Source organism: Pseudomonas sp. B3G-3 (assembly GCF_028640915.1).
Lineage (GTDB): Bacteria > Pseudomonadota > Gammaproteobacteria > Pseudomonadales > Pseudomonadaceae > Aquipseudomonas > Aquipseudomonas chlororaphis_I.
Map to the genome: position 1 here is coordinate 57,361 of NZ_JAQZAB010000057.1, position 23,480 is coordinate 80,840.

A 23,480-nucleotide genomic window follows, 5' to 3' on the forward strand; every position below is an offset into this window, starting at 1 on the left:
CGAGGTTTGCCCGCGATGAACGATGACGAGGTTGACCTGATGGAACGCGGTGCCCGCAATCGCGGGCAAGGACTAGGCGTCCCCCCTGCTCCTACAGGTTGTGTGTCGGGGTCAGATATCCAGCACTTGCATTTCCCGCAGCACATCGGCGATGGCCTGGACCGCGGCGCGCATCCCGGCCGGGTCGACGTGGCCGATGCAGCCGACGCGGAAGGTTTCGACCTGGGTCAGCTTGCCGGGGTAGAGGATGAAACCCTTGGCCTTGACCCGTTCGTAGAACTCCTTGAACTGGTAGCGCGGATCGTTCGGCGCGTGGAAGGTGACGATGATCGGCGCCTGGATCGCCGCCGGCAGGAAGCTGCGCAGGCCCAGTTGCACCATGCCGTCGAGCAGCGCCTGGCAGTTGGCGGCATAACGCTGGTGGCGCGCCGGCAGGCCGCCTTCTTCGTGGTATTGCAGCAGGGCTTCGTGCAGCGCCGCGACCACATGGGTCGGCGGCGTGAAGCGCCATTGCCCGGTCTTGAGCAGGTAGCTGTGCTGGTCGTGCAGGTCCATGGCCAGCGAGTGCGAGTTGCCGGCGGCCGCGGCCAGGGCGTCCTTGCGGGCGAAGACGAAGCCCATGCCGGGGACGCCTTCCAGGCACTTGCCGGACGCGGCGATCAGCGCGTCGAACGGCACCTGCCGGGCATCGATCGGCAGCGCGCCGAAGGAACTCATGGCGTCGATGATCAGGCGTTTGCCATGACCGGCGACCACCTGGGCGATGTCCGGCAGCGGGTTGAGGATCCCGGTGCTGGTTTCGCAGTGGATCAGCGCCACATGGCTGATGGTGGCATCGGCATGCAGCAGGCGATCGACGTCGGCGGCGGTGGTGGGCTGGTCCTCGGCGGTTTCGAAGGTGCTGAAATCGCGACCCAGCACTTCGCAGATCCTCGCCAGGCGCTTGCCGTAGGCGCCGTTGATCAGCACCAGCACCTTGCCGTCGCGTGGCACCAGGGTGCCGATGGCGGCTTCCACGGCGAAGGTGCCGCTGCCTTGCAGGGGCACGCAGTGGTGGCTGGCGGCGCCGTTGACGATGGCCAGCAATTGTTCGCAGACGCTGGCGGTCAGCTGGTTGAAACGGTCATCCCATGAACCCCAGTCCAGCAGCATCGCCTGGCGGGTACGGGCCGAAGTGGTCAGGGGGCCGGGAGTGAGCAGGATGGGCGCGGCAGTACTCAATTCGGGTGTCCTCGCAAAAGCGTTATGGGATGCGCTTGGGATAAAAACTACGGGGCTTAAATTGCAGTTTGCCTCGCTATCAATCAAATTGTTTGTTGTTATGCCAGTCATAAGTGAGGCCGATAGATATGAACCTGTTCCAACTGCGCGCATTCGATGCCGTGGCCCGTGAAGGCAGCTTCACCCGGGCCGCCGCGCGGCTGTTCATCAGCCAGCCGGCGGTCACCGGGCATATCAAGGCGCTGGAGGAGCACTACCAGATCACCCTGTTGCGGCGTACCGCACGCCGGGTCGAACTGACGGAGGAGGGCACCAAGCTGGCGGCGATCACCCGCGCCCTGTTCGGCCTGGCCGAAGAGGCCCAGGCCATGCTCGAAGCTAACCGGCAGTTGCTCACCGGGCGCCTGGAAGTGGCGGCGGACGGCCCGCATTTGGTGATGCCGATGCTCGCCAGCCTGCGCGAGCGCTATCCGGGGATTACCGTCAACCTGCGCCTGGGCAATGCCCAGGAAACCCTGGCGGCCCTGCTCTCGGAGCACGCCGATGTGGCGGTGCTGACCGAGGTCGAACCGCGCAAGGGCCTGCACCTGCAGAGCCTCGGCGAGTCGCGGATCTGCGCGCTGGTGCCGCAGGGCCATCCATGGCTGGCCGAGCCTAAGGGCGTGCAGCTGGAGCTGCTGGACCAGGTGATCATGGTCCTGCGCGAACCCAGCTCGATTACCCGTCGCACCTTTGATGCGGCCTGCGCCCAGGCCGAAATCAACCCCAAGGTGCTGCTGGAGCTCGACAGCCGCGAGGCAGTGACCGAGGCGGTGGCGGCGCAGTTGGGGGTGGGCGTGGTGTCGTCGCTGGAACTCAGCCCCGACCCGCGGGTGCGGGCGCTGCCGATCATCGGCGAGGGGCTGTTGAACCGACACATGCTCGGCTGCCTGGAGCGGCGTCGGGAGTTGCGCCTGATCCAGGCCTTCCTGGCGCTGGCGCCCACGCATTGAACCTGTAGCCGCTGCCGCAGGCTGCGATAAGGCCCGCAGGGCCTTCCTGGGGCCTCAAGGGCGCGTCCCGTTCCGGGCCGAACGCAGCCTGCGGCAGCGGCTACAGGGAGCGAGCCGGGCGGTCGCGCAGCCTATCGAGAAAGGTCGTCACCTCGTGCCAACACGGCTCCTGTGCGCAGTCGATGCAACGTGCGCCTGGCCCGGCTCGCCGCCGTGGCGGGCAAGGCCGACAAGGGCTGAGGGGCGGGACAGGTGGTCGCGGATCTGACTTTTTGGTCGATTGGTGCCTTCAGGCCGTATAAACTTGCCCATCGCGTCGGCCAAATCCAACTCGACGCCACAGATCAAAGAGAGTGAGTAATGGGCGCACAGTGGAAGGTTAAACACAAAGAAGCAGCAGCCAACGCCAAGGGCAAGATCTTCGGCAAGCTGGTCAAAGAGATCACCATTGCTGCCCGCAACGGCGCTGACGTCGCCACCAACGCACACCTGCGTCTGGTGGTGGAGCAGGCGAAAAAGGCCTCGATGCCCCGCGAGACCCTGGAGCGTGCGATCAAGAAAGGTTCGGGCCAGCTCGGCGAGACCGTGCAGTACCACCGCGTGACCTACGAAGGTTTCGCGCCGCACCAGGTGCCGCTGATCGTCGAGTGCGTGACTGACAACATCAACCGCACCGTCGCGGAAATCCGCGTGGCTTTCCGCAAGGGCCAGCTGGGCGCTTCGGGTTCGGTGTCCTGGGACTTCAACCATGTCGGCATGATCGAAGCCATGCCGGACAGCCCGGACGCCGATCCGGAACTGGCGGCCATCGAAGCCGGGGCCCAGGATTTCGAGCCGGGCGAAGAGGGCGCGACCCTGTTCCTGACCGAGCCTGCGGACCTCGACGCAGTGCAGAAAGCCCTGCCCGAGCAAGGCTTCACCGTGCTCTCGGCCAAGCTGGGCTACCAGCCGAAGAACCCGGTCAGCGGCCTGTCCGACGAGCAGATGGCGGAAGTCGAAGCCTTCCTCGAAGGCCTGGACAACCATGACGACGTGCAGGACATGTTCGTCGGCCTGGCGGGTTAATCCGGCCCGGTGAATCGCGCTACCTGAGCGATTCTTGCGCCAGCCGGCAAGCTCCAGCAGGAGCGAGCTGGCTGGCGATGCTCTTCAAATCCCCCGCAACACGTCCCCGACTTCAGCAAACCCCGGCCGCGCCAGCACCTGCGGCTGACAGCAGTCGCTGACCAGCGCTTGCAGGCGTTCGTGCTGCCGCGGGCTCAGGCCCGACTCGATCCTTGCCAGCAACTCCTCCAGCAGAATGCCGAAGGCCCGTACTTCGATGCGTTGCAGGGCCCGGGTTTCCTCGGTGTCGGCCAGCGCATGGAAGGACGCCGCGCCAAAATCCCCGAGCAGGCACTCGCCCTCCGGGTTCCACAGAATGTTATGGCCGTACAGGTCGCCGTGGGTGATGCCCTGGTGGTGCAGGTGCGCGCCGACCGAAGCGATGCCGCGGGCCATGCGCAAGGCCGCGTCGGCGCTGAAACGGCTGCTCTCGTCGTAGATGTCGCGAGTGCAGGAGGCCAGGCTCGGTAAGGCCGCCAGGTTGCGGTAGCTCGGCTCGATCAACTGCATCACCAGGCCGTTCTGCCCTTGGGGATGATCGCTGATCCGGCCTTCGACCCGGATCAGGTTCGGGTGCCGGCCGGCGCTGATGCAGGCGTTCATTTCATGCAGCGGCGAGCCGTCGCTGGTCATGCTGCCCTTGTACAGCTTGACCGCCACCTCGACTGATGCTTGTCCGGGGCGCTGCCAGCGGGCCTGGTGAATCACCCCGGAGGCGCCTTCGCCCAGGCGCTGCTGCAACTCCAGCTCGGCCCAGGGAATCTGCGCCACTGACTCCAGCGCCGCCGCGTCGGCCTCGGATTCCAGCGGGTTGCCGGCATAGGCCAGCCAGGTCAGGCATGGCAGGCCCAGCAGGAAGGCCGGCAATGCGCTGAGGCGGTTGGCGGCGATGCGGATCAGCTCCAGCCGGTGGCATTGGCCGAGGCTCTGGGGCAGCCGGGTCAGGCGGTTGCCGGAGAGCATCAGCTTTTGCAGGTGCGGGCGCTGGCCCAGCTCGTCCGGCAGTTCCTCGATGCGGTTGTCGGTGAGGATCAGCCAGCGCAACAGCGGTGGCAGGGCGGCGGCGGGCACCCGTTCGATCCGGTTGGCCTTGAAGCCGACCATGCTCAGTTGCGCGCACTGGCCGACACTGGCCGGCATTTGCGTGAAGTGGTTATCGGAGCAGAACAGCACCCGCAGGCGGGTCAGGCGGTGCAGGTCGTCCGGCAGGCTGCTCAGGGCATTGCCGCTGAGGTTGAGGACTTCCAGCGAGTCCGCCAGGTCGAAGATTTCCCGGGGGAATTCGGTCAGTCCGCAAGACAGGTCCAGACGCTTGAGCCCGGCCAATTGGCCGGCCCGCAGTTGGGCAAGGGTATCCATGAACAGGTTCGACACTCAGGCAGGAGGAGGGCACACGGCCCTGGAAATGGTCGCCATGATAGCGGCGCGGGGCGGCGAGTGGCGACCGCCGGTTCAGCTCGGCGGCGTATCCGCGCTGATTTCCTGCAGCTGGCCCAGGCGGCTGCGGGTGCGCGCCAGGTCGATGGCGTTGCCGCCCAGGCTTTCGCGCAGGGAACGTTCGCCGATCAGGGTCAGGTGCTTGTCCTGGTCGTACAGCACGTCGATCAGGTTGATAAAGCGTTGCTGCACGGCGATCGGGCATTCGCCCAGTTCGGGCAGCTCGTCGATGATCCAGTGATCGAAGCGCCGGCTCAGCTCCAGGTAGTCCATGACTGCGGTCGGCTGTTCGCACAGGTCACTGAAGGCAAAACCCACGCGGTGTTGTTCGCACAACCGCACCTGGAGCTGGCGCGCGCCGACCATCAGCGCCGAGGTCGGGCTGTTGCGTGGTGGCAGGCCCAGGCTCTGGCGCTGCTGCTCGCTGCCGGGCCACAGGTAACGGCCCTGGGTGAATACCTGCTGCGAATGGCGGCGGGGCTGACTGCGGTAGTCGTGTGGGCCGCCGACCTCCATCACCTGCATGCGGCTGGCGATCAGGTCGATCACCGGCTTGAAGCGCGCATGGTAGAGCGGGTTGGGCAGCAAACCCTGGGGGGCGTAGTTGGAGGTCACCAGCAGCAGGATGCCGCGCTGGAACAGGGCCTTGAACAGCCGCGTGATCAGCATCGCGTCGCCGATATCGTGGACGTGGAACTCGTCGAAGCACAGCACCCGGCAATGGCTGAGCAGTTCGTCGAGGGTGGCCTCCAGGGCGTCGGGCTGCTCACGGTGACGGAACATGCCCTGATGCAGTTGGGCGAAGAAATCGTGGAAGTGCAGGCGCTGTTTTTCCGCCAGCGGGATGGCGCGGAAGAAGCCGTCCAGCAGCCAGCTTTTGCCCCGTCCCACCGCGCCATAAAGATACAGGCTGCGGCTGGCGTGTGGCCTGGCGTCTGGCTGGAGCAGGGCGTTGGCCTGCTGGGCCATGTAGTCGATCACCCGCTGCTGGCTGTGGCTCAGGGTGTAGCCCTGGTCGTGGGCCTTGTGCCGGAAATACTCGTGAATCACCCGGCCATGGCTGGTGCTGGCGGCGGGCCGGGCGAAGGCCTTGCCGAAGAACGCGCGCAGCCTGGGCCAGCGCGATGGGCGTAGCGAGCGGTTTGGCGGTAAAGCGGCCAATGGTGTCACCCCGATTGTTCCAGGCCCGCTCCCCCCCTGGAACCGGCGCGGTAATTTAACCAATCCCCGGCCCGGCATCCAGCGCTGTCTGAAGGCGCCGATTGGTTCTACGAAAAGCTCGGGTCGGTACAGCTTTTTGCCCGTGTCACTGTGTTCGACCACGGTGCACCGGGCGCTCAGGGGGCTGTTTTATTGGCACGCGGCTTGCCCCCCGACGCTGGCGATTTCCCCAGCGCTGACTAACCTGAGCTGTACCTATCGTTCCTCAAAAGGATTGAGGCGTTGAATGGCAAGCTGGTTTTCGCAGTCATGAGCATGCTGCTCGGCGCGACGGCATGGGCCGCGGAGCTCCAGGTGGAGGTCCGGGTCAACGTACAGCGTGGCTGCCAGCTGGTGGGGCAGCAGCGCGATGCCGGCATCGAGCAACTGGGCGTGCTGGATTTCGGCAGCGGCCCGCGCCTCGACAACCCCGCCGGTCCCCTCAGCGCGGCGTTGCTCGACGCCCGCCGGCCCAGGCTCGAATGCAACCCGGACACCCCTTATCAATTGCGCGTCGACGGCGGACAACACGGAGGCGTCGGCGAAGTGCGCTACCTGGCCGGCAGTGCCGAACACAGCAAACCCATTCCGTATCGCCTGTACCAGGACCCGGCCCGGCGCATTCCGCTGCCGGTGAACGTGCCGGTGAGCGGCCGGGTGCCGGACTCGGGGTCGGTGGACCTGCCGTTGTACGGGCGGATCGAACCGTTGGCCGAGATCCCGCGGGTCAGTCGTTATTCCGACCTGCTGAAAGTGACGGTTACCTGGTAGTGACTGTGAAGGAGCCGTCCGGTGGGTCCGGGCGGTACAGGGAAGTCGCTCGCCATGAGCGGTCAAGGGAGAGATCCTGATGGATCTGGGATGGATGCGGTATGACAAGTAGACGCTGGGCGCTGGCGGCCCTGGGTTCCCTGCTACTGCTGGCTGAGCACGCGCAAGCGGCGATCAGCGGGCAGATCCATGCGCGGCTGACCATCATCGCCGGCTGTGAAGTGACCAATGGCGCCACCAGCACCCCCGAAAGCCCGCTCAGCGACTTCGGCCTGCTGGATTTCGGCCAGCACGGCCCGACCTGGGCCAATCCCCTGAATGCCAGCCTCAGCGGCGCTGGCAATGGCCACCTGGAAGTCGCCTGCAACCCTTCGGTGACCGGGTTCACCGTGACCATCGACGGCGGCCTGAACGGCGACGGCAGCACCCGGCGCCTGAGCAATGGCCGCCAGACCATTGCCTATCGGCTGTTCCTCGATGCGTCCGGCAGCGACAGCTACAGCATCGGTCAACAACACAATTTCGCCGTTACCAGTGGAGCCCAGGTACCGATCCCGGTGTTTGGCTCGGTGGTCGCGAATACCCGCGCGCTGCCGGCAGGGGTCTACACCGACACCCTGACGGTCACGCTGGATTGGTAAACCCCAAGAGGACGAATGTCATGCATATGTTTGTATCCCGGATGGCCCTGGCCCTGCTTGGCCTCGCGATCTTCTCCAGTGCCCAGGCCGCGACGGTCACCGGCCAGATCACGTCCAGCCTGATTCTCACCAGCAGTTGCCAGGTCAACGGCGCAGGCGGCAGCAGCGGCCTGAACTTCGGCGCCCTGAACTTCGGCACCACCGACAGCCTGTTCACCCAGGCCACGGCCCAGGTGCTCGGTGGCGGCGGCGGGGCCTTGTCGATCCTCTGCTCCAGCGGCACCAGCCCGGTGGTGAAGGTCCGCGCGGGCGCCCATGACGGTGAGTCCGCCGGTGGTACCCGGGCCCTGGCCGATGGCAGCGGCAACTTCGTGCCTTACGACTTGTACACCGACTCCGGCCACTCGCAGCTCCTGGCCATCGACGATGTCATCAACCTGGCCACCAGCACCGGTGTGGCGCAGACCGTCAATATCTACGGCAAGGCGCTTGGCAAGGCCGGCCTGCCGGCGGGGACCTACACCGATACCGTCGCCGTCGAACTGACCTTCTGACGCCATGGCCCGTCACGCGTGCACGGCGCTGGTGCTGCTCGGTGCCAGCAGCCTGCCGCTGCCCCTGGCGGCGGTGACCAGCCAGAGCTTCCAGGTCAGCGCCACGGTGGTCGCCGGGTGCCTGGTGGTGGGCGGGGTGAGCAATTATGGCAGCCTGAACTTCGGCAGCCAGTCGGCGTTGTCCACCAGCACGCTGCAGGTTGCCCTGGCGAGCAGCGTGCAGCTGCAATGCACGCCGGGGGTGACCCTGAACATGAGTGTCGACGGCGGCCAGTACAACAGCAGCGGACGGCACATGCAGCTCGATGGCGGCAGTGCGCGGGTGGCTTACCAGCTGTTTCGCGACGCGGCGTTCAGCCAGAGCCTGGGCATCGGCCAGAGCGTAGCGGTGGCCTACAGCGACGCGAACGACATCAGCCTGCCGATCTACGGCCAGATGCAATTACCGGGTAACCAGCCTGGGGGGACGTACAGCGATGTGCTGCAGGTGCAGCTGTCGTGGTGATGGGGCAAGACCATAAGGAGTAGCAGCATGTATTCGACTTCCCGGCGCTTGCAGGCCATTCGTTGTGCCGTGCTGGCCATGGCGTTGCTGGGGGCGGCCCAGGCAAGCGCCGCCAGCTCGGTGCTGATCTGGCCGATCGACCCGGTGCTGGAGGCCGACCAGCAAGCCAGCGCCTTGTGGCTGGAAAACCGCGGCACGGAAACCGCCAACCTGCAGATCCGGGTCTTTGCCTGGAGCCAGAGCGGCTTCGAGGACCAGTACCAGAACCAGCGGGAGGTGATCGGCAGCCCGCCGGTGGCGAAGATCGCACCCGGGCAGAAGCAACTGGTGCGCCTGACCCGGACCCGCGAAGTCCCGCCCGGCCAGGAACTGGCCTACCGCATCATCATCGATGAAATCCCCTCGGCCCAGCCGCCGATTGCCGAAGGCGAGGGCAAGACGGCGGCGGCCATCCGGTTCCAGATGCGCTATTCGGTGCCGCTGTTCGCCTACGGGGCCGGGCTCTGGAGCAAGGAAGACAGCACCCGCCAGCGCGACCCGAAAAGCGCCGGCGTGCCCGAGCTGAGCTGGCGCAAGGTGACGGTGGATGGGCGCAATTACGTGGAGGTGCGCAACCAGGGCGCGGTGCATGCGCGCCTGACCGACGTGGCGTTCAAGCAGGCGGGGCAGACCCGGCCCCTGGTGGAAGGGCTGCTGGGCTACGTGCTGCCGGGGGCGATCATGCGCTGGCCGTTGCCCGCTGCGCCGACCACGGACGCGGTGCTGCAGGTGCGGGTCAATGGCGCGCCGCAGGTGCAGAGCGTTGCGCCGGCCCGCTAAAGCCGCTTGCCGCCGCGGACAGGCGGGGTTGCAGAGCTGCCGCTCGGGCTGACCGGTAACGGGAACCACGGCTGACCATGGAAGAAAGGTCTCCATCGATGGACGAAAAGCCACAATGAGCCTCGGCGCGGCTCGTCGTTTCTGGCGCCCGGGGTGGGCGGCGAGCGGGCTGTGTTGCTGGGTGTTCGCCTCCGCCAGCCTGGGGGGCGAACTGCCGCCGCCGCCCAGCGGCATGGAAGCGATCAGCGATGCCCAGCTGTTCCTGGAACTGGTGGTCAATCAGATGAATACCGGGCGAGTGATCGCTGTCGAGCAACGTGCCGGGCGCCTGTTCGTGCCGGCCCAGGCCCTGCGGGAAAGCGGGATGAAATTGCCCGAGGGGCTCGATGCGCAGGTCGCCCTCGACAGTCTGCGAGGGCTGCACAGCGACTACGACAGCCAGGGCCAGCGCCTGTTGCTGGAGGTGCCGCCGGACTGGCTGCCGGAGCAACGGATCGGCAGCCGCCAGGCCTATCCACGAACCCCGGCGCTGAGCAGTTTCGGCGCCTTGCTCAATTACGATCTGTACCTCAACGACACCGACGATGCCGGCACCTACCTGGCCGCCTGGAACGAGGTGCGGCTGTTCGACAGCTGGGGCACCCTGTCCAACACCGGCCAGTACCGGCGGACCTTTTCCGGCCTCGGCGAGGGCACGCTGAACAACGGCTACCGCCGCTACGACACGACCTGGCGCTACTCCGACGACGAGCGCCTGCTGACCTACGAGGCCGGCGACCTGGTCAGCGGCGCCTTGCCCTGGAGCAACGCGGTGCGCCTGGGCGGCGTGCAACTGTCCCGCGACTTTGCCGTGCGCCCGGATCTGGTGACCTACCCCTTGCCGCAGTTCGCCGGGGAGGCGGCGGTGCCGTCCTCGGTGGACCTGTTTATCAACGGCTACAAGTCCAGCAGCGCCGACCTGCAGCCGGGGCCCTACACCCTGACCAATATCCCGTTCATCAACGGTGCCGGCGAAGCGGTGGTGGTGACCACCGATGCCCTGGGGCGACAGGTGTCCACCACCGTGCCGTTCTATGTCACCAGCAGCCTGCTGCGACAAGGCCTGAGCGATTTCTCGGTAGCCGCCGGGACCCTGCGCCGCGACTACACGCTAAAGGATTTCAGCTATGGCCCAGGCGTCACCTCCGGCAGCCTGCGCTACGGTCTGAGCAATAACCTGACCCTGGAAGGCCATGCCGAAGCTGCAGAGTCCCTGACCCTCGGCGGCTTCGGCGGCAACCTGCGCCTGGGCAACTTCGGTGTGCTCAACAGCGCCATCAGCCAGAGCCGCTTCGACGGCCAGGGCGGGCAGCAGATCAGCCTCGGTTATCAGTACAGCAGCCAACGCTACAGCCTCTCCTACCAGCGCATGCAGCGCCGCGACGGCTATGCCGACCTGACGCTGGTGGACAGCCCCTACGCCAGCCTCAGCCAGCGCAGCGAACAGCTGACCCTGAGCCTCAACCTCGAGCGCTACGGCAGCCTCGGCGCCGGCTATTTCGATGTGCGCGCCGCGGACGATTCGCGCACCCGCCTGCTCAACCTGACCTGGAGCAAGCCGCTGTGGCGCAGCAGCAGTTTCTACCTGTCGGCCAACCGCGAGATCGGCGACAGCAACTGGGCGGTCCAGGCCCAACTGGTGATTCCGTTCGACCTCCACGGCAGCCTCAGCCTGAGCAGCGAACGCAGCAAGGACGGGCAGAACCGGCAGCGGGTCAACTACAGCCGGGCGGTGCCCAGCGAGGGCGGCTTCGGCTTCAATCTCGGATATGCCCAGGGCGATGCGCCGGCCTACCGCCAGGCCGACCTGACCTGGCGTTTGCAGTCGGTGCAATTGCAGGCCGGGGTCTATGGTTCCAGCGAGGCGCAAACCCGCTGGGCCGATGCCAGCGGTTCGCTGGTGTGGATGGACCGCCAGGTGTTCGCCGCCAACCGCATCGATGACGCCTTCGTGGTGGTCAGCACCGACGGTTACCGGGATATTCCGGTGCGCTACGAAAACCAGCTGGTAGGAAGCACCGATAAGAACGGCCATCTGCTGGTGCCCTGGAGCAGCGCCTATTACCGCGGCAAATACGAGATCGACCCGCTGAACCTGCCGGCCAACGTGCAGAGCCCGCTGGTCGAACAGCGGGTCGCGGTGCGTCGTGGCAGCGGCTATCTGGTGGAGTTCCCCTTGACCCGCATCCTCGCCGCCAGCGTGGTCCTGGTGGACGCTCGGCACCATGAGTTGCCCCTGGGCAGCCTGGTGACCCACGAACAGAGCGGCGCCCAGACGGTGGTGGGCTGGGACGGCCTGGTGTACCTGGAAAACCTGGCGCCGAACAACAACCTGCGGGTCAGCCTCGCCGACGGCAGCAGCTGCCAGGTGAGCTTTGCCCTGGAGCCGGAACAGGAACAGGTGCCGTTGATCGGGCCGCTGGTGTGTCAGTGAGGGTTTATGAACGGAATCGGGAGTCAGTGAACATGGACAGGTTGCGTCGTTATTGGGGGCTGGCGTTGTTGCTGCTGGCGCTGCTGTTGCCAGGGGCGGCCCAGGCCCTGTGCTCGGTGGTCAGTACCTCGCCGGCGAGTTTCGGCACCCTCAGTTCGATCCTGGTGCGCACCACCTCGCAACCTGCTTCCAGCACCAACGCCGGCCTGGCCTGCACCGGCTCGTTGGCGACCCTGATGGCCAGCAACGACCATTTCTACGCCACCATCACCTCCTCGCAGAGCGGGCTGCTGGGCCCCACCGGCGATGTCATCGGCTACACGATCTACGGCGACAACAGCACCAATTACCCCATCACCCGCGGCGTGCAGTTCGACTTCGCGCGCAACTCCATCGTCGACGCCCTGGGGCTGCTGGGCAGCCCGACCGTGGCCAAGGCCATTCCGGTCTACCTGGGCAGCATCACCGGCAGCAACGTCGCCGCCGGCATCTACACCGAGACCCTGAGCATTGCCTGGAGCTGGAACTACTGCGCGGGGATCGGTGCGTTGGGCGCATGCCTGGGGCGCGATATCGGCAGCGGCGTCGCCAGCCTGACGGTCAACCTGACGGTGGCCAACGACTGCGTGATCACCGCGCCCAACATCAGCTTCGGCAGCGCGCCGGTGATCAGCGCCTTCGCCACTGTCAGCGGGCAGACCATCAACCTCGCCTGTACCAAGGGCAGTGCCTACACCGTGGGCCTGGACGATGGCCAGCAGCCCGTCAGCGTCGGCGGGCGGCGGCGGATGATCTCGGGGGGCAACTACCTGGCCTACGACATCTTCAAAAGCGCCGGCACCACCCGCTGGGGCAGCGTGGGCGCGGCGCGGCGGGCCAGTTCCGACGCCGAGGTGAACCCCGGCAACGGCCTGGGCACCGGCAGCCAGGTGTTCAACTACAACGCCCGGATCTACACCGACCAGGCCACGCCGCCGGCGGGGACCTATATCGACAATGTGGTGCTGGATGTGGGGTTTTAAGGAGGGAGTGACCCTATTGTGCTAGTCGCAGGTGTTTGTGGTGTGGCGCAGATCCTGCGGCTGCTTCGCTGCCGATCGCAGCCTACGGCAGCGGCTACAGGAGAAGGTGATGGCCCAGATGACGGGGTCGAGGTAGCCGCTGCCGCAGGCTGCGATAGGTCCGAAGGACCTCTGGCGGTCTCAAGGCCGGCCCACGGGGATGCGGCTGCCATGGGTCAGAACTTCTGGGTATCCTGCAGCCGCTGCGCCACCGCCGAACCGCTGGGGCTGACCATGGCGTAGTTGTAGCCGCTGTCGGACCAGTAGTCGGCCTGCAGTTCGCCATCGCTGCGGCTGCCCCGGGGCAGCAGGTAGTTCTTCGGTCCCGGCGGGCGGATATAGAAACTGATCCTGTGCCCGCCCTGGTCCTCGTACAGCACCATCGCCGCCGGTCCTTGATCGGTGCTCAGCAAACGCCCGCTGACCGCCTGGAACCCGGCCTCGCGCAGGTCCGGCAGGCGCTCGGCCTGGGTGAAGTAGCGATCGAGCCAGGCCTGCATGGCGCCGTTGCCCCGGACCTCGAGGTCGGCCGGGAGGACGCCTTGCTGGGCGAACAGGCGATAGGCCTGCAGGGCGTCGGTCATTGGCAGCGGCAGAGCACTGGCCAGGGTCATTTCCCGCGCCTGCCAGCCACTCAGGCCGCCGACGCCGAGGGCGATCAACAGCAGCGCGGCGCTGGCCAGGTGGCGGCGCGACTGGCGCTTGAGGCGCTGGCGAATCAGCGCCGGGTCGAGGTTGGGGTTGACCGGTTGCTGCAGAGCGCCGCCGAGGGCCGCGCGCAGCTGCTGGGCGTCCTGCTGCCAGGCCTGGACCTGGGCGGCGAGCTGCGGGTGGCTGCTCAGGTAGGTCTCCAGCAGGCGCCGGTCGCTCTCGCTGAGCTGATGGTCGACGTAGGCGTGCAGATCGCGTTCGCTGGGGGGCAGGCTGATCATTTGAGTATCCGCAAAGAAGGGCTGCTGATTTCGCCGTCGCTGAGCTGGCGCAGGGCCTGGCGCGCCCGGGACAGGCGGGACATCACGGTGCCGGTGGGCACGTCGAGGATAGTGGCGACTTCCTTGTAGCTCAGGCCTTCCACCGAGACCCAGAGCAACAGCGCGCGCTGTTCGGCGGGCAGGCGGTCGAAGGCTTCCAGGGTCGATTGCGCGACCACGCTGCGTTCCACCGAAGGCTGGGCGTCGTCGCGCCCGGTGAAGAATTCCAGCATGCGCGCATAACGCCGTGAGCGGCGGTGCGCGTCGAGAAACTGGCGGTAGAGAATGGCGAACAGCCAGGCCCGCAGATCGCCCTCGGGGCGTTTTTCGCCCCAGCTCGACAGCGCCCGTTCCAGGCTCGCTTGCACCAGGTCGTCGGCGCTGCTGGGCTGACGGCTCAGGGACAGGGCGAAGCGCCGCAACCGGGGGATGATTTCACGCAGCTGTTCGTCGATATCGTTCATGGGGTCCTGCGGATCGTTGGCCAGTCGCTACGCTTGCAACAGCGTGCTTGCAACAGCCAGACGCCTGGTCGTGCAGGTTATTCCAGTGCTCGGAAAATAAATATCGGCGACGGGAATAAAGCTTGCCGGGGTACGTCTGACCTGTCCTTTCCACCTGTGGCCCGCGGCCCTGGAGATATTCATGGTAGATCGTCCATCCCCCCCTGATCGTCCGCCCTTGAGCGCGGCCAGCCTGAGCCTGCGCCTGGGCGGGATCGCCCTGGTGGTCGCGGCCCTGGCCGGCGCCATGGCCTATGTGCACGGCACTTTCGATCCGCAGCGCCTGACCCCCAAGGCCCTGGTGGATGTGCTGGAGAAAAACAACGGCGTGCATCCGGGCTTCCGTCGCAACCACGCCAAGGGTGTGTGCGTGGTCGGTTATTTCGAGAGCAGCGGCGAAGCCCGCAGCTATTCCAGCGCCCAGGTGTTCAACGAAGCGCGGACCCCGGTGGTCGGGCGTTTCGCCTTGCCCCCCGGCAACCCCTATGCACCTGACGGCAGTGTGCCGATCCGCAGCCTGGCGCTGCGTTTCACCCAGGCCAACGGCCAGCAATGGCGCACCGGGATGAACAGCATGCCGGTGTTCCCGGTGGGCACCCCCGAAGCGTTTTACCAGTTGCAGCAGGCCAGTGCGCCAGACCCGGCGACCGGCAAGCCGAACCCGGCCAGCGTGCCGGCGTTTTTCGCCGCCCACCCGGAAGCCATGCCGTTCCTGCAATGGATCAAAAGCGCCAAGCCCTCGGTCAGCTACGCCACCGAAACCTACAACGGCATCAACGCGTTTTACCTGGTGAGCGCCACCGGGCAACGCCAGGCGGTGCGCTGGGGCGTGGTGCCGCTGACCCAGGACGCGCCCGGCGCGGTGGTGCCTGAGGGTAACGACTTCCTGGAAAAAGACCTGGTGCAGCGCCTGGCCGCGGGGCCGTTGCGCTGGCGCTTGAGCATCACCCTGGCCAACCCGGGCGACCCGACCGACGATGCCAGCAAGGCCTGGCCCAGCGAGCGCAAGGTGCTGAATGCCGGGACCCTGGTGCTGGAGCGCAGCCAGCCGCAGAACGAGGGCGAATGCCGCGACATCAACTACGACCCGCTGGTGCTGCCGAGTGGCATTGCCGCCTCCGACGACCCGCTGCTGGCGGCCCGTTCGGCGGCCTACGCCAGTTCCTATCTGCGCCGCACCAGTGAAGTCGATCAATTGCCCCATGCTGCCCAGGAGTCCCGCCCATGAGCGCCCAACCGAATCATTTCGCGCCACTGGCGCGCCTGCTGCACTGGCTGATGGCGCTGATGATCATTGCCATGCTGTTTATCGGCGCCGGCATGGTGGCCTCGGTGTCCGAGCGCCATGAGTGGTTGATCCACCTGCACAAGCCGCTGGGCATTGCCATTCTGCTGCTGGTGATCGTGCGCCTGGTCGTGCGCTTTTCCACCCGGCAACCGCCACTGCCGGCGGACCTGCCGGGCTGGCAGGCGTTGGCGGCCAAGGCCTCCCATGTGCTGCTGTACGCGCTGATGCTGATCCTGCCGCTGCTGGGCTGGGCGATGATTTCGGCGGCGGGCGACCCGGTGATGCTTGGCAGTTCGCTGCAGCTGCCGTCGCTCCTGCCGGCCAATGCCCCGCTGTTCGCCTGGTTGCGCAAGGCCCACGGCTTTCTCGCCTACCTGCTGTTCCTGACGGTGCTGCTGCATCTGGCGGCGGCGCTGTTCCATGGCTGGGTGCGCCGCGACGGGGTGCTGGAAAGCATGCTGCGCGGCAAGGACTGAGAGCAGGGCGGTGCGCTCAAGAGCCCTGGCAATGTGTTTCAACCGGCACACACCGGGGCTTTGCGCGGGTTCAGGCTCCACCGCCAGTACAGCAGCGCCACGCCATTGATCGCGGCGCCCAGCAGGCATACCCCGGTCCAGCCCGCCCAGGCGTACAGGGCGGTGGCGCCGATCGAGCCGCTGGCGCTGCCGATCGAATAGAACAGCATGTAGCCCGCGGCCAGGCGGCTCTGGGCCTCGGGGCGGGTGCTGTAGATCAGGCTCTGGCTGGTGACATGCACCGCCTGCAAACCCAGGTCGAAGACGATCACCCCCAGCAGCAGGGCCCAGAGCGACGATTGGGTGTAGGCGATCGGCAACCAGGAGGCCAGCATCAGGCTCAGCGCCAGGCCGCTGGTCCATTGTCCCAGGCCACGGTCGGCCAAGCGTCCGGCACGCGAGGCGCCCAGGGCACCGGCGGCGCCGGCGAGGCCGAACAGGCCGATCTCGGTGTGCGACAGCGACAGCGGCGGGGCGCTCAGGGGCAGCACCAGCGGGGTCCATAACACGGTGCCGGCGCCGAAGATCAGCATCGCCAGCACCGCTCGATCGCGCAGGACCTTTTCTTCGCGGAACAGGCCGAACAGCGAACGGATCAGTTGGCCGTAGCTGTGCATTGCCGCCGGTTGCTCGACCTTGGGCAGCACCCGCCACAACAGCAGCGCCATCAGCAGGGTCAGCCCGGCCGACAGCAGGTACACCGAACGCCAGCCGGCCAGGTCGGCCATGGTTCCCGAGACCGTGCGCGCCAACAGGATCCCGAGCACGATGCCGCTGGTCACGCTACCCACCACCTGGCCACGTTCGCCTGGCGCGGCCAGGTTGGCGGCATAGGCCACCAGCACCTGGGTCACCACCGCGAGCAGCCCGGTCAGGGCCATGCCCAGCAACAGCCAAGTGCTGTCCGCCGCCAGCGCCACCATCAACAGGGCCACGACCGACAAGCTCGTCTGGCCGACGATCAGGCGCCGGCGGTTCAGCAGGTCGCCCAGCGGCACCAGGAACAGCAGGCCGAGACCGTAGCCGACCTGGGTCAGGGTGATGACCAGGCCGATGGTCGCTCGCGGCATGTCCAGGCTGTGGGCCATGGCATCGAGCAGGGGTTGGGCGTAATAGACATTGCCCACCGCCAGCCCGCAGGCAATGGCAAAGAGCAGCACCACCGACGCCGGAATGGTGGCGGATGGCAAAGGGGCGATTGCGGCTGTCATGCTCGGCTCCGTGAGTTCTGGTTGCTTTATGAAACCAGTTGTACGGTAGAGAGGCTGGTTTTATATTGCAACCACTTTCCTGTCGCGAGTCTGCATCATGGTCAAACGCACAAGCCTGGAGGGCGCCGAGTGCCCGGTGGCCCGTTCGCTGGACGCTATCGGTGACTGGTGGTCGCTGCTGATCATTCGTGATGCCTTTGACGGCATCCGCCGCTTCAGCGAGTTCCAGCGCAATCTGGGGATGGCCAAGAACATCCTCGCTGCCCGCCTGCGGACCCTGGTGGCCCACGGCATCTTCGAGGTGCTGCCGGCGTCCGACGGCAGTGCCTATCAGGAGTACGTGCTGACGCAGAAGGGCAACGGCCTGTTCAACCTGATCATCGGTCTGCGGCAGTGGGGCGAGGCGTATTTCTACGAGGAGGGGGAAGCGCATTCGCTGATGGTCGACCGCGAGCAGGGGCTGCCGCTGCGACCGCTGGAGCTGCGCTCGGCGGATGGGCGCTTGCTCGGGCCCGAGGATTGCCGGCGGGTGCCGGTGCAATAGGCGCCGGCCGCGGTTCGCGCCGCGGCCAGCGCAGCAGGATCAGCGCAGGATGCCGACCATGTCGGCCACGGTGCTGAGGACGTCCTTGCCCAGTTGCATCGAGCGTTTGCCCGACCAGCCGGTGAGCGGGTTGGGGTTGTCGTCGTGGTCCTTGAACGGCATTTCCAGGGTCAGCGACAGGCAGTCGAACTTCTCGCCGACGCTGTTGCAGGCCAGGGTCATATTGGCTTCGCCGGGCTTGTCCCTGGTGTAGCCGTGGGTGGTCTGGAAGTCCCGGGTCTTGTGTTTCAGGTGGCTGCGGAAGTGCTCCTCGAGCTTGGCCAGGCGCGGCGTGTAGCCCGGGTTGCCTTCGCAGCCGGCGGTGAACACATGGGGGATTTCTTCGTCGCCGTGCACGTCGAGGAACAGGTCGACGCCGTACTGCTCCATCTGCTGCTGGACGAACAGCACTTCCGGGCTGAGCTCCTGGCTGGCGCTCTGCCAGGCGCGGTTCAGGTCCTGGCCCATGGCGTTGGTGCGCAAGTGACCGTGGAAGGCGCCGTCGGGGTTCATGTTCGGCACCAGGTACAGATCGGCGCTGGCCAGCAGCCTGTTCAGCTCGGCATCGTCACGGTGCTGCAGGCGTTCGATCACGCCCTCCATGAACCATTCGGCCATGTGCTCGCCAGGGTGCTGCTGGGCGATGATCCAGACCTTGCGTCGGCCTTCGCCGCCGCTGCCTTTGCGCAGCAGCTGGATATCGCGACCCTCGACGCTTTTGCCGGTGGCCAGCAGTTCGGCGCCGGCCTTGATCAGCGCCTGCTCGATCAGCCAGTCATGCCGGCCGCGGCTGTAGGGTTCGAAATAGGCGAACCAGGCGTGGGTCTGGGTGGCTTCAAGGCAGAAGCGCAGGGTGTCGCCTTCAAAAATCGTCGGCACGCGGAACCAGTTGACGTGGTCGTAGGACGCCACCGCCTGATAACCGCTCCAGGCCTTGTTGTACGAGGACTTGCTGGCATTACTCAGGCGGAACCAGTGTTCCTGGCCGACACGCAGGCCGCTGGCCTTGAAGTGGAACCACTGGAAATGCGCGCTGCGAGTATCGGGCTTGATGGCCAGCAGGACTTGCGAGGGGTTGCTGGCATCCAGTACTTCGATATTGCCGCTGTCGAAATTGGCAGAGATTTGAAACGAGCTTTGAGCCACGGTCATGGTCGATTCCTGAACAGGATTTTTTATGGCCGTTACTTTAGCAAGGCAGGGAAAATACCGGGGTAATTTCCACGGGAGAGGGGGGCGTCGTCCTTGACGCGAAAGCAGCTTAGAAGCTATGCGATTGATTCTCAAGCGCTGTTTTTGCATTTGCGAGCCGTTGCGGCGGGCGTCGGCTTGCAATGAGGCATTCTTTTGCTATCATCGCCGCCAATTTAGCGGGACCCAGTCTTCATTAGCCTGAAGCCAAGCCAGAAAAACTGGCAGAAAAAAAAGACCCGGCAAAAAGCCGGGTCAAAAACCGTGATTAGCCTGATGAGGAGATAATCCAGGAGTCCGACCTAAGGTCTCTTGGGTTATCGACTGATCTCGCGACCAGTTGCTTGCAATAATAATCATTATCATTTGCAAGTCAAATGTTTTTCCCCGCCGTTTAGAAAATAATTTCCTGTCCCTGTTGTCAGCCTTGTTCATCGGCCGGATCGGCCGTGGGCGAATTCTGCCGCGCCTCTCATTCCTGGCGCTGGCTGTCCAGCGAGCGATCCACCAGCGCCTTGGCCATGTCGATCATGTGCACCACGGAAAACGCCAGGTCCCGCCGGGTTCCCCGCAGGTGGTCGGCGGCCTCGTAGGCGCTGGCCGCGGCACAACGCAGCAGGTCGGAAGCGTGGATCATCGCTTCCTCGCTGCTGATGCTGTCTTTGACTTCGAAGAACTTCTCGTCGATCGACGCTTCTGCAATAGCCGGCTTCAAGTAGTAGTCCATGGCCCGGCGGGCGGCCTCGCTGTCCTTGAGGGCGTTGAAGCCGACATCGGTTTCCAGTTCCGGTGCATCTTTGCTGGTTGTGCTCATGAGCGGTTCCATCCTTTGACGTGGAATAAGAGGGTCTGAGGAATGGTAATACTTAATGTATTTGTGACTAGGTTTCAAATACTACAACTTGTGTGTTGAGGGCGGAAATACACAACGTATTGTTCCGGTCCATGGACAAATGGATCGAGTTGGTTAAATCCAACATGAAGGACCGCAAGGTCACACAAGAAAAGCTCGCGGAGCGCCTGGGCATGTCCCAGGGCGGCATCGGCCATTGGCTGAGCAAACGGCGCCAGCCGAAGATCGAAGACATGAACCGGGTGCTGGAAGAAATCGGCCTGGGTTTTCTCGAAGTCGCGCTGGTGATCCGCGAAAAACCACAGGTGGATGACGAGGGCCAGTTGCTGCTGGAAGGGCCGTCACTGGTGCAGAAGTACAACCCGTACTTTCGCTACCCGGTCAGCGACTGGCGGGGCGTTGGCGAGGTGCGCGAGGCCGGTGGCGCGGGCTACGCCGCCGAGCGTTACGAGCTCTCCGACTACCAGGCCGAAGGCTCGGCGTTCTGGCTGGTCGTGGTGGGCGACGCGATGATTGCCCCGAGCGGCCTGAGCATCGCCCAGGACATGTTGATCTTGGTGGATCCGGCGGTGGAAGCGGTTCCCGGCAAGCTGGTGATCGTGCAATGCCCGGGCAGTACCGAAGCGATTTTCCGCAAGCTGGTGGAAGAGGGTGGGCAACGTTATCTGGTGCCGTTGAATCCGACTTATCCGAAGACGCTTTACAGCGATGAGTGTCGGATTATTGGTGTGGTAGTGCAGGCTACCGCTAAATTCTGACGTAAAAATACGATCGTTCCCGCAAGGCTGCGGGAACGATCTTCTGCCTCAGGAGCTTATTCCAGCTCCACCAGGGCACTTCCCTCACTGACCATCTCGCCTTCCTGGCAATACAGCGCCTTGACCACCCCGGCTTGCGGTGCGCGGATGCTGTGTTCCATCTTCATCGCCTCCAGAACCACCAGTTGCGCGCCGGCTTCGACACTCTGCCCGGCCTGCACCAGGACCCGCACGATGCTGCCGTTCATGGGCGCGGTCAGGCCGCCATGATGACTGTGGCTGGCCTCCACCGCGGCAATCGGGTCATAGGCCGTGACCCGGTGCATCTCGCCCTGCCACTGCAGGTACAGGCTGTCGCCCTGGCGAATCGCCCGGTGCTGCTGGCGCAGTCCCTTGTGTTCGATCGACAGCTGTTCGCCGTGCAAGGCAATGGCCGCGTTGGTGTCCAGCTTGATCGCCCGGTCCTGGCCCTCGCAGTCGAGGTGCAGCACGGTTTCCCGCGGCAGGCCGATGCGCAGGCCATTGGCCTTGGCCCAGGGGGAATGACGGTCGTCGGCGCGCAGCTGGTCCGGCTGACTCTGGGCGAACGCCTGGGCGGCGGCTTGCCAGAACTCGTCGCTCAAGGCGGTGGCCGGTGGCAGCAACTGATCCTGATAGCGCGGGATAAAGCCGGTATCCAGCTCGGCGGCGGCGAAGGCCGGGTGGGCGATGATGCGCCGCAGGAACGCCAGGTTGGTCTTCAGCCCGCCGATGGCGAACTCGTCGAGCATCCCCAGCAGACGCAAACGCGCCTGCTCGCGGTTCTCGCCCCAGGCGATCAGCTTGCCGAGCATAGGGTCGTAGAACGGCGACACGCTGTCGCCTTCCTCGACGCCGCTGTCCACTCGCCGTCCAGGGCCCGCCGCCGATTCGCGGTACAACGCCAGGCGCCCGGTGGCCGGGAGGAAATCGTTGCCCGGGTCCTCGGCGTACAGCCGCACTTCGATCGCATGCCCGATCAGCGGCACCTGATCCTGGGTGATCGGCAGCGCTTCGCCCTGGGCCACGCGGATTTGCCAGGCCACCAGGTCCAGCCCGGTGATGGCTTCGGTGACCGGGTGCTCCACTTGCAGGCGGGTGTTCATTTCCATGAAGAAGAATTCGCCGCGGGCGTCCAGCAGGAACTCCACGGTGCCGGCGCCGACGTAACCTATGGCCTGCGCCGCGCGTACCGCGGCTTCGCCCATGGCCTTGCGCTGTTCGGCGCTCAGGCCGGGGGCTGGGGCTTCTTCAACGACTTTCTGGTGGCGTCGCTGGATCGAGCAATCGCGCTCGTTGAGGTACAGGCAGTTGCCGTGCTGGTCGGCGAACACCTGGATCTCCACGTGGCGCGGCTTGAGCACGTACTTTTCCACCAGCATCCGCGAGTCGCCGAAGGACGACTGCGCCTCCCGCTGGGCCGAGGCCAGGGCTTCGGCCAGCTGGCTGACGTCCTCCACCACTTTCATGCCCTTGCCGCCACCGCCGGCGGTGGCCTTGAGCAGCACCGGGTAGCCGATGCGTTCGGCGGCGACGCGGAAGGTTTCCAGGTCCTGGGCTTCGCCGTGGTAACCGGGGACCAGGGGCACGCCGGCGGTTTCCATCAGCGCCTTGGCCGCCGACTTGCTGCCCATGGCGTCGATGGCCGACGCCGGCGGGCCGAGGAAGATCAGGCCGGCGGCTTCGATGGCGCGGGCGAAGCCGGCGTTTTCCGAGAGAAAGCCGTAGCCGGGGTGAATCGCCTGGGCGCCGCTGGCGTTGGCGGCGGCGATCAGTTTGTCGATCTGCAGGTAGCTGTCGGCGGCCTTGCTGCCGCCCAGGTCGACGCGCAGGTCGGCTTCGCGGCTGTGGCGGGCGTCACGGTCGGTGGCGCTGTGCACGGCCACTGTGGTCAGGCCCAGGGCCTTGGCGGTGCGCATCACGCGGCAGGCGATCTCGCCGCGGTTGGCCACCAGCAGGGTGGTCAGGACAGGGGCGCTCATCAACGCGGCTCCTTGGTGGTCGGGGCGGGCTGCCAGCTGGGCGGGCGTTTTTGCAGGAAGGCGCGCAGGCCTTCCTGGCCTTCGGGGCTGACGCGGATGCGGGCAATGGCGTTTTCGCAGTAGCGACGCAGGGCCGGGGTCAGGGCGCCGTTGCCGACTTCGCGCAGCAGGTCTTTGCTGGCGCGCATGGCGCACGGGCTGTTGAGCAACAGGTTGTCGATCCACGACGCCACTTGTCGCTCCAGCTCGGTTGCCGGGTAGCTTTCCGACAGCAGGCCGATTTCCCGGGCGCGCTGGCCGCTGAAGCGCTCGGCGGTCAGGGCGTAGCGGCGTGCCGCGCGTTCACCGATGGCTTGCACCACGAACGGGCTGATCACTGCCGGGGCCAGGCCGATGCGGACTTCCGAGAGGCAGAACTGTGCGTCGTCGGCGCCGATGGCCATGTCGCAGCAACTGATCAGGCCCAGGGCGCCACCAAAGGCCGCGCCTTGCACCACGGCCAGGGTCGGGATCTTCAGCTTGGCCAGGTTGTACATCAGCTCGGCCAGCTCGCGGGCGTCGTCGAGGTTGGTGTGGTAGTCGAGTTCGGCCGACTGCTGCATCCAGGCCAGGTCGGCGCCGGCGCTGAAGTGCTTGCCGCGGCCGCGTACCAGCAAGAAACGCAGGGCCGGATCGCTTTGCACCTGATCCAGGGCGAGGATCAGCTCGCGAATCATTTCGGCGTTGAAGGCGTTGTTCTTTTCTTCACGGCTGAACCACAGGGTGGCGAAACCACGCGGGTCCTTCAGCAGTTCCAGGGTGTTGAAGTCGTTCATGTCGATTGCGCTCC

General features: G+C 65.8%; 23 protein-coding genes. 13 read left to right on the plus strand and 10 right to left on the minus strand.

Translation table 11 applies throughout. The features are described 5' to 3' along the window. Window positions 1-111 precede the first annotated feature (111 nt). Window positions 112-1,221: a 2-aminoethylphosphonate--pyruvate transaminase gene (locus PVZ80_RS01405; RefSeq protein WP_273863340.1), complete on the minus strand. Its 1,110-nt coding sequence runs from the start codon at window positions 1,219-1,221 to the stop codon at window positions 112-114. A gap of 128 nt (window positions 1,222-1,349) precedes the next feature. Between PVZ80_RS01405 and PVZ80_RS01410 the strand changes: the two genes are divergently transcribed. Beyond that, entirely contained in the window at window positions 1,350-2,213 is an 864-nt protein-coding gene (locus PVZ80_RS01410) for a LysR substrate-binding domain-containing protein (RefSeq protein WP_124340470.1), read from the plus strand. Between the two features lie 360 nt (window positions 2,214-2,573). After that, a complete protein-coding gene (locus PVZ80_RS01415) occupies window positions 2,574-3,278 on the plus strand; it encodes a YebC/PmpR family DNA-binding transcriptional regulator (protein WP_009049837.1) in 705 nt (234 codons plus the stop codon). An 84-nt stretch (window positions 3,279-3,362) separates the two neighbouring features. On the opposite strand, the gene PVZ80_RS01420 is transcribed toward PVZ80_RS01415, so the two are convergent. Together PVZ80_RS01420 and zapE are read right to left on the minus strand one after the other, a co-directional pair. Then, window positions 3,363-4,676: a leucine-rich repeat-containing protein kinase family protein gene (locus tag PVZ80_RS01420; protein WP_101282847.1), complete on the minus strand. Its 1,314-nt coding sequence runs from the start codon at window positions 4,674-4,676 to the stop codon at window positions 3,363-3,365. Window positions 4,677-4,769: 93 nt separating this feature from the next. Next, window positions 4,770-5,915 carry a cell division protein ZapE gene (zapE, locus tag PVZ80_RS01425; RefSeq protein ID WP_041986298.1) on the minus strand — a complete coding sequence of 382 codons (1,146 nt, stop codon included), beginning with the start codon at window positions 5,913-5,915 and terminating at the stop codon, window positions 4,770-4,772. A 309-nt stretch (window positions 5,916-6,224) separates the two neighbouring features. Between zapE and PVZ80_RS01430 the strand changes: the two genes are divergently transcribed. From PVZ80_RS01430 to PVZ80_RS01460, 7 genes are all read left to right on the plus strand, one after another. Next, window positions 6,225-6,725, plus strand: a complete 501-nt coding sequence (locus tag PVZ80_RS01430) for a Csu type fimbrial protein (protein ID WP_435307279.1) — start codon at window positions 6,225-6,227, stop codon at window positions 6,723-6,725. Between the two features lie 101 nt (window positions 6,726-6,826). Next, complete coding sequence (locus PVZ80_RS01435) at window positions 6,827-7,366, plus strand: Csu type fimbrial protein (protein ID WP_009049833.1); 540 nt, start codon at window positions 6,827-6,829, stop codon at window positions 7,364-7,366. Between the two features lie 20 nt (window positions 7,367-7,386). Next, window positions 7,387-7,920 (plus strand): Csu type fimbrial protein, encoded by a 534-nt coding sequence (locus PVZ80_RS01440; protein WP_009049832.1) that lies wholly within the window; start codon window positions 7,387-7,389, stop codon window positions 7,918-7,920. A gap of 4 nt (window positions 7,921-7,924) precedes the next feature. Further along, window positions 7,925-8,425, plus strand: a complete 501-nt coding sequence (locus tag PVZ80_RS01445) for a Csu type fimbrial protein (RefSeq protein WP_273863342.1) — start codon at window positions 7,925-7,927, stop codon at window positions 8,423-8,425. Between the two features lie 27 nt (window positions 8,426-8,452). Continuing rightward, a complete protein-coding gene (locus PVZ80_RS01450; RefSeq protein WP_273863343.1) occupies window positions 8,453-9,244 on the plus strand; it encodes a fimbrial biogenesis chaperone in 792 nt (263 codons plus the stop codon). A gap of 115 nt (window positions 9,245-9,359) precedes the next feature. Beyond that, a complete protein-coding gene (locus PVZ80_RS01455; protein WP_273863344.1) occupies window positions 9,360-11,717 on the plus strand; it encodes a fimbria/pilus outer membrane usher protein in 2,358 nt (785 codons plus the stop codon). Window positions 11,718-11,749: 32 nt separating this feature from the next. Next, window positions 11,750-12,739, plus strand: a complete 990-nt coding sequence (locus tag PVZ80_RS01460) for a Csu type fimbrial protein (protein WP_016701928.1) — start codon at window positions 11,750-11,752, stop codon at window positions 12,737-12,739. Between the two features lie 215 nt (window positions 12,740-12,954). On the opposite strand, the gene PVZ80_RS01465 is transcribed toward PVZ80_RS01460, so the two are convergent. Together PVZ80_RS01465 and PVZ80_RS01470 are read right to left on the minus strand one after the other, a co-directional pair. Next, window positions 12,955-13,710, minus strand: coding sequence for an anti-sigma factor family protein (locus PVZ80_RS01465; RefSeq protein ID WP_009049827.1), 756 nt, complete (start codon window positions 13,708-13,710; stop codon window positions 12,955-12,957). After that, window positions 13,707-14,213: an RNA polymerase sigma factor gene (locus tag PVZ80_RS01470; protein ID WP_009044629.1), complete on the minus strand. Its 507-nt coding sequence runs from the start codon at window positions 14,211-14,213 to the stop codon at window positions 13,707-13,709. The genes PVZ80_RS01465 and PVZ80_RS01470 overlap by 4 nt, the downstream gene beginning before the upstream one ends. Window positions 14,214-14,394: 181 nt before the next feature. Between PVZ80_RS01470 and PVZ80_RS01475 the strand changes: the two genes are divergently transcribed. Further along, complete coding sequence (locus tag PVZ80_RS01475; protein ID WP_110175849.1) at window positions 14,395-15,480, plus strand: catalase family peroxidase; 1,086 nt, start codon at window positions 14,395-14,397, stop codon at window positions 15,478-15,480. Further along, window positions 15,477-16,016, plus strand: coding sequence for a cytochrome b (locus PVZ80_RS01480; RefSeq protein WP_016701926.1), 540 nt, complete (start codon window positions 15,477-15,479; stop codon window positions 16,014-16,016). Before PVZ80_RS01475 ends, PVZ80_RS01480 begins: the two co-directional genes overlap by 4 nt. A gap of 38 nt (window positions 16,017-16,054) precedes the next feature. Here PVZ80_RS01480 and PVZ80_RS01485 read toward each other — a convergent pair whose 3' ends face one another. Beyond that, window positions 16,055-17,266, minus strand: coding sequence for an MFS transporter (locus PVZ80_RS01485; protein ID WP_110175850.1), 1,212 nt, complete (start codon window positions 17,264-17,266; stop codon window positions 16,055-16,057). 97 nt (window positions 17,267-17,363) lie between these two features. Here PVZ80_RS01485 and PVZ80_RS01490 point away from each other — a divergent pair, with 97 nt between their 5' ends. Further along, entirely contained in the window at window positions 17,364-17,810 is a 447-nt protein-coding gene (locus tag PVZ80_RS01490) for a winged helix-turn-helix transcriptional regulator (RefSeq protein WP_009049823.1), read from the plus strand. Between the two features lie 39 nt (window positions 17,811-17,849). Here PVZ80_RS01490 and PVZ80_RS01495 read toward each other — a convergent pair whose 3' ends face one another. Both PVZ80_RS01495 and PVZ80_RS01500 read right to left on the minus strand, forming a co-directional pair. Next, on the minus strand, window positions 17,850-19,001 hold the full coding sequence (locus tag PVZ80_RS01495; protein ID WP_110175851.1) for a M14 family metallopeptidase: 1,152 nt from the start codon (window positions 18,999-19,001) through the stop codon (window positions 17,850-17,852). A gap of 511 nt (window positions 19,002-19,512) precedes the next feature. Next, entirely contained in the window at window positions 19,513-19,854 is a 342-nt protein-coding gene (locus PVZ80_RS01500) for a DUF6124 family protein (protein WP_009049821.1), read from the minus strand. Between the two features lie 131 nt (window positions 19,855-19,985). Here PVZ80_RS01500 and PVZ80_RS01505 point away from each other — a divergent pair, with 131 nt between their 5' ends. Then, entirely contained in the window at window positions 19,986-20,651 is a 666-nt protein-coding gene (locus PVZ80_RS01505; protein WP_009049820.1) for a LexA family protein, read from the plus strand. Between the two features lie 56 nt (window positions 20,652-20,707). On the opposite strand, the gene PVZ80_RS01510 is transcribed toward PVZ80_RS01505, so the two are convergent. Then, window positions 20,708-22,651, minus strand: a complete 1,944-nt coding sequence (locus tag PVZ80_RS01510; RefSeq protein ID WP_041986286.1) for an acetyl/propionyl/methylcrotonyl-CoA carboxylase subunit alpha — start codon at window positions 22,649-22,651, stop codon at window positions 20,708-20,710. Continuing rightward, window positions 22,651-23,466, minus strand: a complete 816-nt coding sequence (locus PVZ80_RS01515) for a gamma-carboxygeranoyl-CoA hydratase (protein WP_273863346.1) — start codon at window positions 23,464-23,466, stop codon at window positions 22,651-22,653. The genes PVZ80_RS01510 and PVZ80_RS01515 overlap by 1 nt, the downstream gene beginning before the upstream one ends. Between the last annotated feature and the right edge of the window lie 14 nt (window positions 23,467-23,480).

Coding starts and splice junctions, on each gene's coding strand:
- PVZ80_RS01495 (WP_110175851.1), bottom strand. CDS start 19,001: ATGACCGTGGCTCAAAGCTCGTTTCAAATCTCTGCCAATTTCGACAGC.
- PVZ80_RS01485 (WP_110175850.1), bottom strand. CDS start 17,266: ATGACAGCCGCAATCGCCCCTTTGCCATCCGCCACCATTCCGGCGTCG.
- PVZ80_RS01465 (WP_009049827.1), bottom strand. CDS start 13,710: ATGATCAGCCTGCCCCCCAGCGAACGCGATCTGCACGCCTACGTCGAC.
- PVZ80_RS01505 (WP_009049820.1), top strand. CDS start 19,986: ATGGACAAATGGATCGAGTTGGTTAAATCCAACATGAAGGACCGCAAG.
- PVZ80_RS01490 (WP_009049823.1), top strand. CDS start 17,364: ATGGTCAAACGCACAAGCCTGGAGGGCGCCGAGTGCCCGGTGGCCCGT.
- PVZ80_RS01500 (WP_009049821.1), bottom strand. CDS start 19,854: ATGAGCACAACCAGCAAAGATGCACCGGAACTGGAAACCGATGTCGGC.
- PVZ80_RS01475 (WP_110175849.1), top strand. CDS start 14,395: ATGGTAGATCGTCCATCCCCCCCTGATCGTCCGCCCTTGAGCGCGGCC.
- PVZ80_RS01420 (WP_101282847.1), bottom strand. CDS start 4,676: ATGGATACCCTTGCCCAACTGCGGGCCGGCCAATTGGCCGGGCTCAAG.
- PVZ80_RS01430 (WP_435307279.1), top strand. CDS start 6,225: ATGAGCATGCTGCTCGGCGCGACGGCATGGGCCGCGGAGCTCCAGGTG.
- PVZ80_RS01515 (WP_273863346.1), bottom strand. CDS start 23,466: ATGAACGACTTCAACACCCTGGAACTGCTGAAGGACCCGCGTGGTTTC.
- PVZ80_RS01455 (WP_273863344.1), top strand. CDS start 9,360: ATGAGCCTCGGCGCGGCTCGTCGTTTCTGGCGCCCGGGGTGGGCGGCG.
- PVZ80_RS01445 (WP_273863342.1), top strand. CDS start 7,925: ATGGCCCGTCACGCGTGCACGGCGCTGGTGCTGCTCGGTGCCAGCAGC.
- PVZ80_RS01480 (WP_016701926.1), top strand. CDS start 15,477: ATGAGCGCCCAACCGAATCATTTCGCGCCACTGGCGCGCCTGCTGCAC.
- PVZ80_RS01440 (WP_009049832.1), top strand. CDS start 7,387: ATGCATATGTTTGTATCCCGGATGGCCCTGGCCCTGCTTGGCCTCGCG.
- PVZ80_RS01435 (WP_009049833.1), top strand. CDS start 6,827: ATGACAAGTAGACGCTGGGCGCTGGCGGCCCTGGGTTCCCTGCTACTG.
- PVZ80_RS01415 (WP_009049837.1), top strand. CDS start 2,574: ATGGGCGCACAGTGGAAGGTTAAACACAAAGAAGCAGCAGCCAACGCC.
- PVZ80_RS01450 (WP_273863343.1), top strand. CDS start 8,453: ATGTATTCGACTTCCCGGCGCTTGCAGGCCATTCGTTGTGCCGTGCTG.
- PVZ80_RS01460 (WP_016701928.1), top strand. CDS start 11,750: ATGGACAGGTTGCGTCGTTATTGGGGGCTGGCGTTGTTGCTGCTGGCG.
- PVZ80_RS01510 (WP_041986286.1), bottom strand. CDS start 22,651: ATGAGCGCCCCTGTCCTGACCACCCTGCTGGTGGCCAACCGCGGCGAG.
- PVZ80_RS01470 (WP_009044629.1), bottom strand. CDS start 14,213: ATGAACGATATCGACGAACAGCTGCGTGAAATCATCCCCCGGTTGCGG.
- PVZ80_RS01410 (WP_124340470.1), top strand. CDS start 1,350: ATGAACCTGTTCCAACTGCGCGCATTCGATGCCGTGGCCCGTGAAGGC.